This is a genomic window from Aliarcobacter butzleri (assembly GCF_900187115.1).
GTDB lineage: Bacteria > Campylobacterota > Campylobacteria > Campylobacterales > Arcobacteraceae > Aliarcobacter > Aliarcobacter butzleri.
In genome coordinates, this window is record NZ_LT906455.1 from 289,261 (window position 1) to 306,859 (window position 17,599).

Genomic DNA, 17,599 nt, shown 5'->3' on the forward strand with positions numbered 1-17,599 from the left:
ATAAGTTCATCTTTTAATTAAATTTCTTATTATTCGGATTATTCTTAAATATATTGAATGAGTTTTTCTCTAAATCTCTATTAAATTTTTCAACTGTTGCTATAGAATTTAAATATAAAATTGAATCTTCAACGATTATTTGAAAGATTGCATGAAGTGGTATTTTTACAATACTTCCAAAGTTTTCACTTCCAAAACCTGCTTCAAAACTTAAAAACTCTTCATTTATTTCAATAGTTGTGTATGTATAGTTACTTAAAACAAATAGCGAGAATTTATGTAGTTGTGATTTAATCTCTTCTGGTAAAGCAGGATTAAAAGAAATTGGAGTGATATTTGCTGTTATTGAAAACTCTTGATTGTTATCTAATAGAAAAACTATAATATCATGAATTTGTTTTTCAATTAATTCTTTATAGTTAGGATTTTCTATAATATCTTTTATCATTTTATATCTCCTCTTTTATTCTTTCTAAATCTTTTATTTTATTTAAATATTGTTCTTTTTTAGATAGGACAAACTTGATTCTATCTTCATTTATTTCCAAATATTGCTCTTTTGAGTATTTTACAATCTTAAATAAATAGTTTCTTTTTGAAGTTAAAAAATCTTCGATTTTTTCAAAACCAAAGTTTGCTTTTAATTTAGCAATAATTTCATCTTCTCTTGGATGCGAAATTGCAAATCTTGTAGGCTCTTTTTTATATAACTCTTCAGATTCACTAATTTGTTGCTCAAAATGAGCAATTGTTGCTTGTGTAGTTTGGATATATGAATATGATAAAGCACCATTAAAATATGCAAATTTCTTTCTTAATGCTGAAATATTTTCTAATATTGCTCTATGGAAAGATTTTAAAACATTTTCATAAACTTTAGCTGCAAAATGTCTTGTATTTGAAAATTCTATATCAGATGCAATTTCTCTTTGTTTTCTTATAAGTTCATAAGGTTCTTGCCATTTAACTACATCATTCTTTATTATTCTATAAGCCTCTCTAAAAGCTTCATCACTATTTAATTCTACGTTTTTAAGTAGCTTGATTGAACGTTTAAACATTTTGTCAATTGTTTGATCATCATAGAATAAAACTTTATAAATTGCATCAGAATCAATCCAAAAAGTTTCATATTCAAACTTCTCTATTTTTTCTCCAAATAGGCTTTTTGATTCTTCAAATCTAATTGATTTTTTTCTTTTAATATTTTTATATGTTTCATGAGCAATTTTTTCCATAATTGATTCTAATGAATTGTAGATAGTAAAAAGTTCTTTAGAATATTTCTTTTGAATAGTATCAAAATGTTCAATTACAAGTGGTTCGCAATTTTTTAAAACATCAACTAAAGCATCATAAACTTTTATAATTGTTTCATACTCTTTTATTAAAATATCACAAAAGCTTTTTAAATCTTTTTTAATAGCAAACTCTTTTGCTTCTGCTGCTTGTGGTCTTATAGTATCATTGATAAAATCTAAAACATCTTGAATATTCGATTCTTTTAAAAGTTCTGTATTTGTTGTAGCATCAAGATTTTTAATAGAATTAATTTTATTTTTATAATCTTTGAAACTTTTATCAAAAAAATCTATTTCATCAACATTTTTTTCTAATAAATCTTTTTTAAATTGATTTACAATTTTTGTATATTCATCTTCAAGTAAAATATCTTTGTGCTGAGCTCTTCCTTCTAGTGCCATCATTGCAGAAATAGGAACAACTTTAGCAAAGTATTTTCCAAATTTTTCACTTACATATTTTGTTGTTGTTTCAACTTGTTCTGGTGTTAGTTTATCTTTTTGATTTAAAACACATAAAGATTTATTTTTAAAGTGTTGCATATACTCTTCTAAAACTTCAGCTTCAGATAGTTTTCCTGCATTATCTATAAGAGTAAGCCAAATAATTCCACCAACATCTCTTAAAACTTTTCTTGTTGTATCTGTATCACTTTGCGATTGAGAGTTAAGTCCTGGAGTATCAACAAAAGAGATATCTTTTAAAATATCCATTGGAGCATAAAGAGTAAGATATTTTATATCTTTCATCTCATGTTCTCTTTGGTCTGTAAAATCAGCAATACTTTCAATTGGCGCATATTCTTGAGCACCAGAATAATAAGTGATTTTTAGTTTATACTCTTCACCATAGTTTATAAAATTTACTTTTGAAGTTACTGGTGTAATTCCTGTTGGTAAAATATTTCTTGAAAGCAAAGCATTTAAGAATGTAGATTTCCCAGCACTAAATTGTCCAGTAATAGCAACTTCCATAGGATAACGAGCACGTCTGATTTGTTTATTTAAAATCGCTTTTAATTGAGTTGAAGGAAAGAATTTTTCATCAAGAAGTTTATCTTGAATTTTTCTTATATCTCCAACTAAACCATCTTCATAAATTGCTTCAACAACCGTATAAGTTTCTTTAAATTCATTAACAAAACTTTTTAATATATTTAAATTTGCACTCATTAGTTTAGTCCTTTAATAGTTGCAGAGATATTCTCAAGCTTTTTAATATTTTTATGAATATTGATAGAAATAACATCTTTATTTTTATCATTTTCTTCAAATGAATTTAATTGATTTTGTAAAGTCTCTTCATCATTTTTTAACTTTTGTTCAAACTGTTTTAGTGGAGCATTTAATGTTGTAAAAAATGAATCTATTAACATATTACTTACTTTTTTAGCTTTTACTTTTAAATCATCTTCAATTGATGTAAATTGAGTTGAAATTAAAGCTTCTATTTCTCTATCAAGTTCATTAATTCTTGAATCTTTAGATTTTGAAACAGCATCAATTATTTGAGAAATTAAAACTTCATTATTTGAAGTTAAAAATCCTGATTTAAAATCTTCCTGGAAAAATCCTCGAGCATCAAAATTTTCATTTTTATGTCCAATTGCAAAACCTAAATCATGATATTTTTGTTCACATTGTTCACCAATAGTTTGAGATTTTTTGATAAATTTATATCGATAGTCTCTAATTACATCGATAATTCCATCTTTTATTGCAGTTTCAACTATAACTTTTATTCTACTATTTTCAGGTCTTTTTTTCATTTTTTCAAAAGAGTATTTAACATCACTTACTACTCTTTGTTTAATAACAGTTTGTAAATCAATAAGTTCACTTTCTAAAAAAGTTTCTAATGAATCGATATAAGATTTTGCATCATTTTTATAATAAGTTATATCTTCACTCATTGCTTGAAATATTCTAGTATTTACAGCTTTTTTCTTATTAAACTCTTCTAACTCTTTTTCTAATTCTTCTTTAGATTTTGACAATAAAGTTAATTCATAGTTATTAAATGATATTTGTTTTTCTATAACTTTTTGAAGTTGATTTTTTGTAGATTGAACAACTAACTCACCTTTTTGTGAATTTGTACCAAATAGTGTATCCATTAGATATTTTTCAATTTCTAAAATACCAGTATCTTCAATAGTAAATCCAGCATCAAGCGCTTCCTTTTCTCTACCTGTTCTATGTAATAGTGCCATTCTTCCTGAAATTGGAATAAATCTTATTGTTTTTAAAATATAGTCAAGTTGAGAATCTTTATTTTGAGCTTTTAGCTGTTTTTCAATCGAAGTTTTTGTATATTTTATAACTTCTTCTAATTGCTCTTTTGAAACTGTATCTGCTCTTGTAATAACAACCAAAAGTTTTGAAATATTTTGATAAAGTAGGGCATCAATTATAAATTCTACATCTTTTAATGTTGCACTTTGACTTACATTCATAAGATGTATCATCATATCACATTGACTGATATATTCTTTTGTTATTTCTTCTCTTTGAATAACTGGATCATCAAGTCCTGGAGTGTCAACAATTTCTATTCCGTCACTTAAAAAATCAAGTTTTGAACCAAGTTCAACATATTTTACTAGATTACATTTTTTGCCACTTGCTTCTGCTGAAGTATATGAAGATAAATCTTTTATATCAATCTCATCAAATCTTGAAACTGGTCTAATATAGTTTTTTAAATTATCACCAAAAATTTTATTTGTTTCTTCAACAAAATCTTTCATAGATTCTAGTTGAGAAGCTGATTTTTTTATTCTATCCCACTCTTGTTCATTCCAATAATAAACTTTTGCATTGTCAGTTGGATTGTGTTTTACTATTGTTAAGTTTGCAGTTTCAGGAACAACAGCACTTCCAAGAATTTCTCTTCCCATTAACGCATTTAACATTGTAGATTTTCCAGCATTCATAACACCAGTAATTCCAATAGAGAATTTTTGATTGTTTAAATAATTATGAGTATTTTCTAATTCAGCTAAAATCTCTTTATTTGTCAAATCAGTTTTTAATTCATTGATAATATTTTCTAAATTATGTTTTAAATCTTTAAATGAAGATTTATGTTCATCATCAATTTTTTGTACTGAAATATGATTTTGTTCTTCAGTTACATTAAGCTCTTTTAAATCAAATAAAGATAAAAGTTTGTTGTAATGCTCGCTATTTAAAATGTTTTCATTTTTTAAATATTCAAATGATGAATGTAAAATAGTAATATTATTTTTTGTTTTATTTCTTGAAATTGTATCAACAATATTGTGTTGAAGATGATTTAATTCAGTTATGTTTGAAGGAGATTTGACATTGATTTGCTGGCATAAAGTTTTAAAAGAAGTAAGTGGTAAATACTTATCACAGTTTTTTCTTGTTGCACTAAGAATTAAAGCAAATATTGTAAAAGTATCTTCATTTAAAATAGTATCAATTTCTTCAGTATCTAAATTTTGTTCGAATGTTATACCATGATATAATAAAAAATAGTCATTAACTAAACTCATATAAAAAATCTCCTAAATAAAAAAAGTTAAATATCAGTTATTATGATATTTAACTTTTTCTATTTTTTTAGTTACGAAGGATAAAATCCTTCGTAATATTTATCTAAGTGCTACTAATTTTCTTCTTAAGTAAGCAATTTTGTTTTGTAATGGTAAATGTTTTGGACAATGGTCTTCACAAGCCATTAATGACATACAACCAAAAATTCCATCATCATCACCAATTAGTTCATAGAAATCTTCTGCAGTTCTTTTATCGTGTGGATCAATATCAAATCTTGCAACTCTATTTAATCCAACTGGACCAACGAAATTAGGTCTCATTAAAGCAGTTCCACAAGAAGCTACACAAATACCACATTCGATACATCTGTCTAATTCAAAAGTATCATTTGCAACATCTGGATCAATTCTATCTTCTAATTTAGAAATATCAACTTCGTGGTCATTATGAATCCAAGATTCAACTCTTTTACTCATACCATCCATCCATTTACCAGTATTTACAGATAAATCTTTGATTAATTCAAATGCAGGCATAGGCATTAACTGTAATTTTCCTGAAGGATAATTTGAAACAAGTGTTCTACAAGCAAGTGATGGTTTACCGTTTACAACCATACCACAACTTCCACAAATACCAGCTCTACATACAAAGTCAAAAGATAAATCAGGATCTAAATTTTCTCTAATTTGTGTTAATGCAATAAAAAGAGTCATCCCTGGAGTTTCTTCTAATTTATACTCAACGAAGTGAGGTTTAGAAACCTTACTTCTTGGATTAAATTTTAGAACTGATATTGTAATTTCTCTACCTTTTTGTGTGCTCATTATTTATCTCCTGCTCTTTCATTTTTCTCTTTGTAGTTCATTGGTAAATCAAAAGGCATTAATGCATGTTGAATTTCGTGTCTATCTTTTCCTTCAGCTTGCATTTTTTCTGTTATTTCATCAACTTGAGCTTGTCTAACTGCTGATAAATCGTGTTCAATAATCATACCTTTAGCACCATATCCTCTAAATGCTGGAGGCATTTCCATAGTCATAATATCTAATGGCTCATAAGTGATTTCTGGTTCTAATGCATCTTTTGAAGGCCAAGATGTTAAAGTTCTATTTAACCAATTTGCATCATCTCTTTTTAAATAGTCTTCTCTATAATGTGCTCCTCTTGATTCAGTTCTATCTCTAGCACCTTTAGCAACACAAAGTGCTACTTTTAACATTTTTGGAACTCTATATGCTTCTTCAAGTTCTGGATTTCCAGATCTTTCTTTTGATTTAATGTTGATTTTTTTAGTTTTTGCTAATAAGTCTTTTAACTCTTCAACAGCTTCTTTTAGTGGTTCTCCACTTCTAAAGATACCAACTTTTTCATCCATCAATTCTTTCATTCTATTTTTTATTTTGAAGATATCTTCATTTCCATTATAAGATAGAATTTCATCGATATAAGCTTCTTGCTCATCTAAGAATTTTTGTACAGTTTTAGTAGGAATAGTAACATCATTTTCTAAACAATAATCAGCAAAGTAGTTACCAATAATCATACCAGCAACAACTGTTTCAGAAACTGAGTTTCCTCCAAGTCTATTAAATCCATGCATATCCCAACAAGCAGCTTCACCACAAGCAAATAATCCTGATAATTTTTGAGATTCACCAGTTGGTTTTGTTCTAATACCACCCATTGAGTAGTGTTGCATTGGAAGAACTGGAGCCCAACCTTTTGGACCTTCATCAGCTGGATCAATACCATTAAAGATTTGACAAATTTCTTGAACATCTCTTAAGTTTTTCTCAATATGCTCTCTACCTAAAATAGAAATATCTAACCATACGTGATACCCATAAGGAGAAGGAACACCTTTTCCATTTCTAATATGCTCAATCATTCTTCTTGAAACAACGTCTCTTGAAGCAAGTTCTTTTTTCTCTGGCTCGTAATCAGGCATAAATCTATGTCCATCAACATCCCTTAAAATACCACCATCACCTCTACAACCTTCAGTTAAAAGAATTCCTGATGGAACGATTGGAGTTGGGTGAAATTGAACTGCTTCCATATTTCCTAATGTTGCAATTCCAGTTTCAAGTGCAATAGCAGCTCCTGTTCCTTCACAAATAACTGCATTTGTAGTTTGTTTGAAAATTCTTCCATAACCACCAGTTGCGATACATGTACCTTTTGCAACATAAGCTTCTAATTCACCTGTAATTAAATCTCTTACTATTGCTCCATAACATCTTCCATTTTCGTGGATTAATGATAAAGCTTCTTTTCTATCTCTAATATCAACATTATGTTTTAAAGCTTCATTTGCAACACCAAATAACATTGTGTGTCCAGTTGCATCAGCTGTATAACAAGTTCTCCATTTTTTAGTACCACCAAAGTCTCTTGATGTGATTAAACCATGTCTATCTTCATCTTCAGTAATAGTAGTTTTTTTAGCATTGATAACAGCTTCTCTAGTACCAGCTTTAACTCTTGACCAAGGTACCCCCCAAGCGGCTAATTCTCTAATAGCTTTTGGTGCAGTGTGTACAAACATTCTAGCAACTTCTTGATCACATCCCCAGTCAGAACCTTTTACAGTATCAGCAAAGTGTAAATCTTCATTATCACCATCAGACATTTTTGAGTTACCTAAAGATGCTTGCATACCACCTTGAGCAGCAGCTGAGTGAGATCTTTTTACAGGAACCAATGATAAAACTATAGTACTTAAGCCTTTTTTTTGTGCAGCAACAGCAGCTCTAAGTCCAGCTAGTCCTCCACCAATAACTAATGCGTCACAGTAATTAATTTTCATTATGCGATTCCTCCAAGACTTTTATTTGTCAGATTGTAATTCATTATTTGTGCAGTTGGAGTATATTTTTGACCAACTGTTCCATTTTTAGCATTTTCATAACCTATTTTCATATAAGCTGCAAGTGAAGCAAATCCTAAAACTAAGAAAAATACTGTTAGAACCCATTTTACTTTTTTTAATGCTTTTCTAGTTGCTTTTGGATTTTCTCCATCAAACCAACCCCATTTTACACACAATCTATAAAGACCAATTGTTCCATGGAATTCAACTGCTAATAATAAAAGAATATATAAAGGCCACATATACTCTGACCAAATTCTATCTGCACTTTCGTAAGGTCCAATATCAGCAGAATTTGTCATAATTACATATAAATGAACAGAACCTAAAAAGAACATTGCAAAACCAGTAAATGCTTGAATAAACCAAAGTTTAGTATCATCATGGTTCATACTTTTTGCATGTGCTTTCATAACTTGGTATTGTTTAAAGTTACCAGGTAATTTTCTCATTCCTAAAGCAGCATGTACAATAAAAATTGTAAATATAACAGCTGCAACGATTGTAACTAGTAAAGGATTTCCACCTTCAAATATAAAGCTACCTTCTAATAATTTTGTAACGGCATACATAAAATCATTAGATACTAAAATTGAAGCAACTAACATCATATGTGCCCACATAAATAAAGCTAAGAAACCACCAGTAAAACTTTGGATAAAATCAAGTTTTGCAGGTAATCTACTTTTCTTCCCTTCTTCCGTTTTCCCTAAATAACCTTCTATTAGGTCACTCATTTGCTATCCTTTCTTGCGATTTTAGATTTAGTAAATGATAGCAAAATATAAGTTTAAAATTACTTCAATGAAAAGGCTATTTTTTGAGTTTTTTTCAATATAAAATGGTAAAAAAGTTACAAATTATCCCCAAAGGGGGATTTTATAGATTTATAATTAATAATGAGTATTGATAATTATGTTACTTTATAACACAATTATCTAATAAATAAAGATTGTACTGCTACTTGTGAGAAGTTTATTAAAGTATCAATATTCATTGCAGGTATAAAGAATACGATTGCTGAACCAATTCCACCTAAAACTGTTAAAATTGCAACAAACATTATTGCATAAGTTGAAACTCTTTTATCGTCAAACTCTTCAGTTTCACAATTATCTGGTGCAGGATAAAAATACATTACTGCAATAAGTCTAAAATAGTAGTAAACTGAAACAATAGTTGCTAATATTGCAATAACTGTAAGAAGAGTATATCCAGAAGCAATTGCTTCAGTAAATACATAAATTTTACCAATAAATCCTATTGTTGATGGAATTCCTGCAAGTGATAATAAAAATATTGTCATCATTGCTGCTAAAAATGGTCTTTGTTTTGCTAAACCTTTAAAATCATCAAATGTAACTTTTACATTAGTTTCTGAAATAATGTGAGAAGCCAATCCAAATGCTCCAAGAGCAGATAATAAATAAGCAATTAAATAAAACATTACAGCGTATGCTGAGTCAATATTTATTAAATGACCATCTTTATAACCTAATGCGATAAAAGCTAAAAGCAAATATCCAGTGTGAACTATTGATGATGCAGCTAACATTCTTTTTACAATTTGTTGAGTTACTGCTAACCATGTACCAAATACTAAAGTTAATATTATAACTACTGAAAGTATAGTGTCCCAGAAATCTATAATTGGAGAGATATAATCTAGTATAACTCTTAAGAAGAATGAGAAAATTGCAATTTTAAATGTTGATGCCATATATGCAGTAATAATCATAGGCGCACCTCTATAAACATCTAGAAGCCATGATTGGAATGGGAATGCTGCAATTTTAAATAAAAATGTGAATAGTATTAAAGTCAAACCAATGTACACAAGTATCATATCTTGTTGATTTGCAGTTGCTATAAATGTTGAAACATCAGCTAAATTTGTACTTGTTGTTGCTCCATAAACTAAAACCATACCTAAAAGATAAAAAGCTCCAATAAATGAACCTAAAACTAAATATTTAAAAATAGCTTCAACTCTTTTTGAATCATCAGAGTTATAACCAACCATAATATAAATAGAAAATGATGCAATTTCTAAAGCAATAAATGCAGTGATTAGTTCATTTGCTTGTGCTAAAACCATCATTCCAAATAGAGCAAATAATAAAATTGAGAAAAACTCACCTTTAAAATAACTTCTATGTTGAAAATAATGTTCACCAATTAATAAAGTCAATAAAGTTCCAGCAATTAATAGAATATTGAAAAAATTTGAAAAACTATCAAAAGTTAAAACATTATTTAAAAAACTTTCATATGGTTGAACTGAAAATGAATTACTTACATTACTAAGTGCAAATAGTAAAGCAATAATTAAAAATACTGAAGATGCAAAAATATGATTTTTAATATTAAATTTATCATACATGCTCATAAACATAAGCACTAATGCACCAACTAAAATAGTAAGTGTTGGTACTAAATATAAAAATTGACTCATTTTGCTGCTCCAATTTGTAGAATATCTTGTAGGTAGTGTGTAACTGTTGGTTCAAATTTATCCATAAAAATTTCTGGATAGAATCCCATAACAAAAACTAGAATAACCCAAGGAGCTAATCCTATAATTTCTTTAATTTTTAAATCTCTCATTGTAAGTTCAGGTGCACCTTCTGGTCTATCTTGTAAGATAGCTCTTTGAAACATCCATAACATATATGAAGCTCCAATTATTACTGTAAGTGCTGAAATATAACCTAAATAAGCATTAAATTCATATATACCAAAGATTATTAAAAGTTCAGAAACAAATCCATTTGTTCCAGGAAGTCCAACGTTTGCAAATAACATAACTGCAAAAATAAATGTAAAGATAGGAGCTTTTTTAGCAATTCCACCTAAATCTTTGATTGTTTTAAATCCTGTTTGTTCTTGCATTAATCCTACAAGTAAGAATAAAGCACCAGTTGCAATAGCATGTGCAATTATTAAATATAAAGCACCATTTATACCATAAGCATTTAATGAAAAAATACCTGCTGAGATAAAGCTAAGGTGAGATGCTGAAGAATAAGCAAACATTCTTTTTATATCATCTTGCATAAGTGCAGCAATTCCAAAATAGATTAATCCAAATAATCCAATAGCTACAAACCAAGTTGAAAATTCTACATAAATATCAGGGAAGATTGGAATCATAAATCTAACGATTGCATAAACTCCAAGTTTTGCCATAATAGAAGATAGTAAAAAAACTGCTCCTGTTGGTGCATTTTTATAAGTTTCCATAATCCATGTATGTAATGGGAAAATTGGAATTTTTATTGCAAATGCAGCTAAAAAAGCTAAGAATAACCAAGCTTTTGTAGAATAATCAAGAGTTGAAATTGTCATTAATTTATCATAAGCAAACGACCAAGTTCCAAATTCACTATAATAAGCAACACCAAGATATAAAATTGCTATTAACATTAAAAGTGATCCAGCCATTGTATAAACAGTTACTTTTATTGTTGTAAATACTTTATTTCCAAATCCATATTGTCCAATAAGTAAGAAAACTGGAAGAAGCATAACTTCCCAAAAGAAATAAAATAAAACAACATCTAAAGATAATAAACTTCCTGTAACTCCCGTTTGAACTAAAAGCATATTTATCCAATAACCTTTAGTTTTTCCTTCCCATAATAATAAATAAGAAGTAGGAATAAGTATAGCAATCATCATTAAAATTGTAAGAGAAAAACCATCTAATCCAACATAATAATTAATACCATAAGTTTCAATCCAAGATACATTTGTAACAAATTGCATAGTAGAATTTGGATCAAATTCAATATAAATTTTTAGAACTAAACCTAAAATAACAGTTGTTGTTAAAAAAGCTATATTTCTAATTGCATTAACATCCCTTGTTGTTATCATTAAACCAAATGCTACAACAGCAGGTAAAAATATAATAAACGAAAGTATATCTGAACTCATACTATAATCCTAGTGTAATATATAAATATACAAAAATACAAGTCATTCCAATAAGCATAAATACAGCATAGAATCTAACATTTGCATTTTGTATCATCGCTACTTTTTTACCAACATTTACAAAAGAGATTGATGATTTCATAATAAACGCATCAATTATTTTATCATCAAGAACTTTATCTATAAACGTTGAAATAGCTTTTGCTGATTTAACAAATAAGAAGTCATAAAGTTCATCAACATAAAGTTTTCTACCAACAAAACCAGTTTCAGTTTCTTCTTTTGATAGATCAAAGTTAGCATATTTTTTATATGCAACAAAGATACCACAAGCTGCAACAACAACAGATAATATCATTAAGATATATTCTGTTGAATGGTCTAAGTGGATAACTTTTGAATTTAATTGTCCAAGCCAAGTATCAACAAAATGATTTCCTCCAAAAATAGAAGGAAGATTTAAAAATCCTGCTCCAACTGCACCAATAGCTAAGATTAGAAGTGGTAAAGTGATAGTTTTTGAAGTATAAACATAATCAACATCATGATGATTTGGTGCAACAAAAACTATAAAATACATTCTAAACATATAATATGCTGTTAAGAATGCAGTAAATAAAGCAATTCCATAAATTAAATATTGTCCTTCTTGGAAAGCTGCTGCTAAAATAGCATCTTTTGAGAAGAATCCAGAGAATGGTGGAATTCCAGAAATTGCAATAACCCCAATTAGGAATGTTAATCCAATAATAGGAAGATTTGCTCTATGCTTTGCAATTTTAAATATATTTTGTTCGTGATGAAGTGCTATAATAATCCCACCAGCTCCCATGAATAACATTGCTTTAAAGAAAGCATGTGTAAATACGTGGAACAGTCCAGTTGAATAAAAACCTAAACCAACAGCAATAAACATATATCCTAATTGACTCATTGTTGAATATGCAAGAATCTTTTTTATATCCGTTTGTTTAGTTGCAATAACTGCGGCTAATAGTGCAGAAATTGCTCCAATATAAGCTATAAATATTCCAATTTCTTCAATTCCAGCATATAAGAAATGGAATCTTGCAACCATATAAACCCCAGCTGTTACCATCGTAGCAGCGTGAATTAAAGCTGAAATTGGAGTTGGTCCTGCCATTGCATCAGGTAACCAAACATAAAGTGGAACTTGAGCTGATTTTCCCATTGCTCCTACAAAAAGTAAAAAACCTGAAAGAATCAATAAACTATTTGTAGTATTTCCTATATTTGCTTCAATAGTTCCAAATGATAAATCAACTTGACCTAAAGCAAAAAATAAAGTTACAACACCAAGTAAAAATCCAAAGTCACCAACTCTGTTTACTATAAATGCTTTATTTGCAGCAATAACATTGTCTTTACTACCATAATAAAATTTGATTAAAAGATATGAACAAACTCCAACACCTTCCCAACCAATAAATAAAATTATTGGATTATCTGCTAATACAAGGATTAACATTGAAGCTAAGAAAAGGTTAAAGTAAGCAAAGAACTTACCAAATCCATCATCACCTTTCATATAACCAATTGCATAAATATGAATTAGCCAACCAACAAAAGTTACAAACATAGACATAAAAATTGATAAATTATCACCTAAAAATGCCATTTCAATATTTAATTTATCAACATTTAACCAAGTAAAAATATGTTGTTTAAATATGATTTTTTCTTCAAGCATTCTTAGGAATAAACTTAAAGTAATTAAGAATGAAATTAATGGAGTAATAGTTCCAATTAAAGCAAAATAATTTTCTGAAATTTTGCTTTTTTTAATATGATAGAAATATAATGAACCATTAAGTATAGCACCAAATAAAGGAGCTAAAATAATCCAAACTAAAGCAGATGTATTCATATTAGTTTTCTCCTTGAGTTAGAGATGTAAATACATCTGTGTTTAAAGATTTTTTTGATCTAAATAATAAAATTATTACTGATAAGAAAATCGCAGCTTCAGCAGCAGCAATTGAAATAACCATAACCGTAATAATTTGAGGGTCAATATTAAAGTGATATCTAGCAAATGTTATTAAAAATAGGTTTATACCATTTAACATCATTTCAATTGACATATATATAACAAAAATATTTTTTCTTGCTATAACACCTATTGCTCCAATTGAAAATAACATCATTGAAACAAAGGCATAAGAAGTAAGTGATACCATAAATTAGTCCTCCTTGCTTATAATTTTAGATTTTCTTTTTTTTGCAAGAACAACTGAACCAACAAGTGCAATTAAAAGCAAAATTGAGATTAATTCGAATGCAACAATCCAGTGATTATAAAGTTCTATTCCAACAGGTTTTATATCTCCAAAATCACCTTGAACTATGTTGAAATCTTTTTGTGGAAGATTTGAAACTGCTTTTAAAACTAAAACATTCAAAGGAATCATAATAACAGCACCAAGTGCTATTAACTTATATTTATTTGGTTCATGTGGTAAATCTTCTTCTTTAATATTTAAGAACATTAAGATAAATAAAATTAAAGTCATAATTGCACCAGCATAAACTATAATTTGAACTAAAAATAAGAAAGTTGCATTTAAAAGTGCAAACATACCTGCAACACTTAACATTGTAATTAATACACCTAATGCACTAAACATTGGATTTTTGTATACAATCATAGCAATAGCACCAGTGATTGCAAAAAATGCTAAAGCAATAAATATTAAATCAACCATTATTTTAAATCCTTTGATCTTTCATTAGCCATTAAAGCTTTTTTGTCTAATACAAAATCTTCTCTTTTTGACGCTGTAAATGAAAAAATTCCTGTATCCATTCTAATCGCATCACAAGGACAAGCTTCAACACAATATCCACAGAATACACACTCTAATAAATCGATTTTAAACTCTTTAGGTCTTTTTTCATTGTGTTCATCGAATCTTTCTTCAGCTTCAATAAAGATACATTCAGCAGGACATGCAGTTGCACACATAAAACAAGCTACACATTTTTCACTACCATCATCAAACTTTGTAAGTCTATGAACACCTCTATATCTATCAGTAATATCTGTTGGTTGAACTTCTGGATATTGTAAAGTATTGATACTTTCTACATCTTTTAAATTTTTAACAAAATGTTTAAAAGTTGTTTTCATTCCACCTGCAATACCAGGTAAATATAATCTATCTTTAAACGATTTACCGTGTCTTTGTACTACTTTTATTCCCATATTAATTTCCTACAACAACTATAATCGCAGTTATTACGATATTTAAAAGAGCTAACGGAATTAAAACTTTCCAACCCAACATTTGTAATTGATCATATCTAAATCTTAAAACAGTCCATCTAACCCACATATAAACAAAAACCATCATAAAAAACTTAATTAAAAAAGTTCCAATTTGAATAACAGCAGTTGCTATATTTACACCATTTGTTCCAAGTCCATTAACTAAAAAAGAGATTAAGAAACCTACAACGATTATACAAATTGACCAAAATAAAACAGTTAATATTTTTGTCTCTTTTAATCTTGATTTATCTTCACCGATAGCTTTATTATTCTTTTTCATCCATTTAGTAAAGATGAATATTTTAATTGGAAGTAGAATAATAATCGCTAAAATTACGTAATTGATATTTGCTTGAATTGTTTGTGTATCCATCCAAGGAATTTGATATCCACCAAAGAATAAAGTTACAATGATTGCACTTGATGCACTCATAGCTGCATATTCTCCAACTTGGAAAAGACCAAATTTCATAGCACTATACTCTGTATGATAACCTGCAACAATTTCAGATTCACCTTCTGCTAAGTCAAAAGGTGCTCTATTTGTTTCTGCAAAAGAACAAACAATAAAGATAATAGCAGCTAGTGGTTGAATAAAGATTCCCCACATTGGAATAACACCTAAATAAGTTCCACTTTGAGCATTTACCATATCTGTTAAATGAATTGAACCATAAGAGATAATCATAGAAATAATTGCTAATCCCATAGCAGCTTCATAAGAAATAACTTGTGCTGAGGCTCTAATTGAACCTAAAAGTCCATATTTATTTCCAGATGAATAACCACCTAAGATTATTCCATAAACACTAAGTCCTGCAAATGCAATAAACCACATAATACCTAATTGGTTTGGAATTGCTTGCATGATATGAGATTTGTCATCTATTACTAAAACATCAGCATAAGGAACTACTGCAAAAGTTAAAAAAGAACATAAAAATACAATAACAGGAGCTATTGTAAAGAAAAACTTGTGTTTTATATGAGAAGGTGTAAAATCTTCTTTAAATACAAGTTTAAGCATATCTGCAAGAGCTTGGATAAGTCCACCTAATCTCATAGGCCCAATATTACATCTATTTGGACCACTTCTATCTTGAATAAAACCACAGATTCTTCTTTCCCACCAAACCCAAAGAGGAGTTAGTCCAACTGCAAGAACTACGGCTAGAATAATATTTACAAGGATTATAATTATATCACTCATAGAGTTCCCTTCTCAATCATTGATTTTAAATCTTCTATTATTGTTGTTATAGTTTTTATTGGTTCATTTTTATTCATTTTTGAAACCACTTTTTGTTTAATTCCATCACAATTTATATATGTTCCAGTTTTTTCATAAAAAGATGCAACAGGAACTGCTATATTTGAATAACCAATTGTTAAACAATGATGACTAAAGAAAGAGATAACTTTTTTATTTTCAAGAAGTTTTAGGTTATTTTCAAAATAGCTATTTTCAATTATAATAACTAAAGAAGAATTATTTAATTTTTCTTCAAAAAATTCTTTAGTTTCATCAATTTCTAACTCTTTAAATGAAGCTCTATTAGCACTTCTATCACTATTTCTAAGATAATCATCTCCAAAAGTTTCATCAATAGTATTTGGAGAATATCCACTAATAGAGATATTTAATTTTGAAGCTAGATTTTTAGCATTTAGTATTTCTTCATAAGAAAGATTTGGACTTAGTAAAATTAAAATATTTTTATTTGTTGATAACTCTTTAAAAATAGAAGCATTTACACTATTCATATCTGATTCATTTTTGTTAATTAATGGAGTTTCAAATCTATTTTCATTCTCTTTTGTATAAGACAATCTTCCCTCATCACACATAAACCAACCATTGATTGCTTTATTTACTCTAGGTCTAAATCTATAGATTACATCATCTTTATATTTTTCTTTTCGATGATCTACATGAATATTACATGCTTTAGAACAGCCATTACATATAGCATCAAAACTTTCTAAAAACCAAACTCTTTGTTTAAATCTAAAGTCTTTGCTTGTTAATGCACCAACTGGACATAAATCAACAACATTCATTGCATAAGGATTATTTAAAGGACGACCTGGAAAAGTTCCAATTACAGAGTGGTCAGCTCTACTTATAACTCCAAGTTCATTTGTTTTTGTTATAGTTGAGCAGAATCTTACACATCTTGTACAAAGTACACATCTTTCTTGATCTAACATAACATTAGAACCAAGGTCAATTCTTTTTCTTGCATGATTTTTTACTTCAAGGTTTACTCTTGAGTCATAAAATCCTGATTCCATATAATAATCTTGTAGTTTACATTCACCAGCTTGGTCACATGTAGGACAGTCAATTGGGTGATTTATAAGTTCAAGCTCTAAAATATCTCGTCTTACTTTTTCAATATTTTGACCTTTTGTTCTTACAACCATACCATCTTTTACTGGTGTATCACAAGCAATTTGAGGTCTTTTTTGTCCCTCAATTTCAACCATACACATCCTACAATTTCCATCTTTTCCCAACGCTTGATGATAACAAAAGTGAGGGATATGAATATTTTCATCTAATAATTTATCAATAAGCAAACTACCTTTGGTAGCTTGCATTTGAACACCATTAATTGTAATATTAACAACTTCAGCCATAAATAATACCCCTTACACTTT

At 28.4% G+C, this 17,599-nt stretch carries 14 protein-coding genes; all 14 read right to left on the reverse strand.

The annotated features are described in order from the left end of the window. Positions 1 to 13 precede the first annotated feature (13 nt). Positions 14 to 448: a hypothetical protein gene (locus tag CKV87_RS01480; protein WP_012012141.1), complete on the reverse strand. Its 435-nt coding sequence runs from the start codon at positions 446 to 448 to the stop codon at positions 14 to 16. Position 449: 1 nt separating this feature from the next. Further along, a complete protein-coding gene (locus CKV87_RS01485; RefSeq protein ID WP_012012142.1) occupies positions 450 to 2,474 on the reverse strand; it encodes a dynamin family protein in 2,025 nt (674 codons plus the stop codon). Then, the gene (locus CKV87_RS01490) at positions 2,474 to 4,825 is read right to left on the reverse strand and encodes a dynamin family protein (RefSeq protein ID WP_012012143.1); all 2,352 of its coding nucleotides are present in this window, start codon (positions 4,823 to 4,825) and stop codon (positions 2,474 to 2,476) included. The genes CKV87_RS01485 and CKV87_RS01490 overlap by 1 nt, the downstream gene beginning before the upstream one ends. A 99-nt stretch (positions 4,826 to 4,924) precedes the next feature. Further along, a complete protein-coding gene (locus CKV87_RS01495) occupies positions 4,925 to 5,656 on the reverse strand; it encodes a fumarate reductase iron-sulfur subunit (RefSeq protein WP_012012144.1) in 732 nt (243 codons plus the stop codon). Then, the gene (locus CKV87_RS01500) at positions 5,656 to 7,641 is read right to left on the reverse strand and encodes a fumarate reductase flavoprotein subunit (protein ID WP_012012145.1); all 1,986 of its coding nucleotides are present in this window, start codon (positions 7,639 to 7,641) and stop codon (positions 5,656 to 5,658) included. The genes CKV87_RS01495 and CKV87_RS01500 overlap by 1 nt, the downstream gene beginning before the upstream one ends. Further along, positions 7,641 to 8,441: a fumarate reductase cytochrome b subunit gene (locus CKV87_RS01505; protein ID WP_004510359.1), complete on the reverse strand. Its 801-nt coding sequence runs from the start codon at positions 8,439 to 8,441 to the stop codon at positions 7,641 to 7,643. The genes CKV87_RS01500 and CKV87_RS01505 overlap by 1 nt, the downstream gene beginning before the upstream one ends. Before the next feature lie 197 nt (positions 8,442 to 8,638). Beyond that, positions 8,639 to 10,159, reverse strand: a complete 1,521-nt coding sequence (locus CKV87_RS01510) for an NADH-quinone oxidoreductase subunit N (protein ID WP_012012146.1) — start codon at positions 10,157 to 10,159, stop codon at positions 8,639 to 8,641. Next, complete coding sequence (locus CKV87_RS01515; protein ID WP_012012147.1) at positions 10,156 to 11,643, reverse strand: complex I subunit 4 family protein; 1,488 nt, start codon at positions 11,641 to 11,643, stop codon at positions 10,156 to 10,158. Before CKV87_RS01515 ends, CKV87_RS01510 begins: the two co-directional genes overlap by 4 nt. A 1-nt stretch (position 11,644) precedes the next feature. Further along, a complete protein-coding gene (nuoL, locus tag CKV87_RS01520) occupies positions 11,645 to 13,531 on the reverse strand; it encodes an NADH-quinone oxidoreductase subunit L (protein WP_012012148.1) in 1,887 nt (628 codons plus the stop codon). Position 13,532: 1 nt separating this feature from the next. Continuing rightward, on the reverse strand, positions 13,533 to 13,844 hold the full coding sequence (gene nuoK, locus CKV87_RS01525) for an NADH-quinone oxidoreductase subunit NuoK (protein WP_004510363.1): 312 nt from the start codon (positions 13,842 to 13,844) through the stop codon (positions 13,533 to 13,535). 3 nt (positions 13,845 to 13,847) lie between these two features. Then, positions 13,848 to 14,369 (reverse strand): NADH-quinone oxidoreductase subunit J family protein, encoded by a 522-nt coding sequence (locus CKV87_RS01530; protein WP_004510364.1) that lies wholly within the window; start codon positions 14,367 to 14,369, stop codon positions 13,848 to 13,850. Continuing rightward, positions 14,369 to 14,869 (reverse strand): NuoI/complex I 23 kDa subunit family protein, encoded by a 501-nt coding sequence (locus CKV87_RS01535; protein WP_004510365.1) that lies wholly within the window; start codon positions 14,867 to 14,869, stop codon positions 14,369 to 14,371. The genes CKV87_RS01530 and CKV87_RS01535 overlap by 1 nt, the downstream gene beginning before the upstream one ends. 1 nt (position 14,870) lies before the next feature. Next, positions 14,871 to 16,145 carry a complex I subunit 1/NuoH family protein gene (locus CKV87_RS01540; RefSeq protein ID WP_012012149.1) on the reverse strand — a complete coding sequence of 425 codons (1,275 nt, stop codon included), beginning with the start codon at positions 16,143 to 16,145 and terminating at the stop codon, positions 14,871 to 14,873. Continuing rightward, positions 16,142 to 17,578: a 2Fe-2S iron-sulfur cluster-binding protein gene (locus CKV87_RS01545; RefSeq protein WP_012012150.1), complete on the reverse strand. Its 1,437-nt coding sequence runs from the start codon at positions 17,576 to 17,578 to the stop codon at positions 16,142 to 16,144. The genes CKV87_RS01540 and CKV87_RS01545 overlap by 4 nt, the downstream gene beginning before the upstream one ends. Positions 17,579 to 17,599 lie beyond the last annotated feature (21 nt).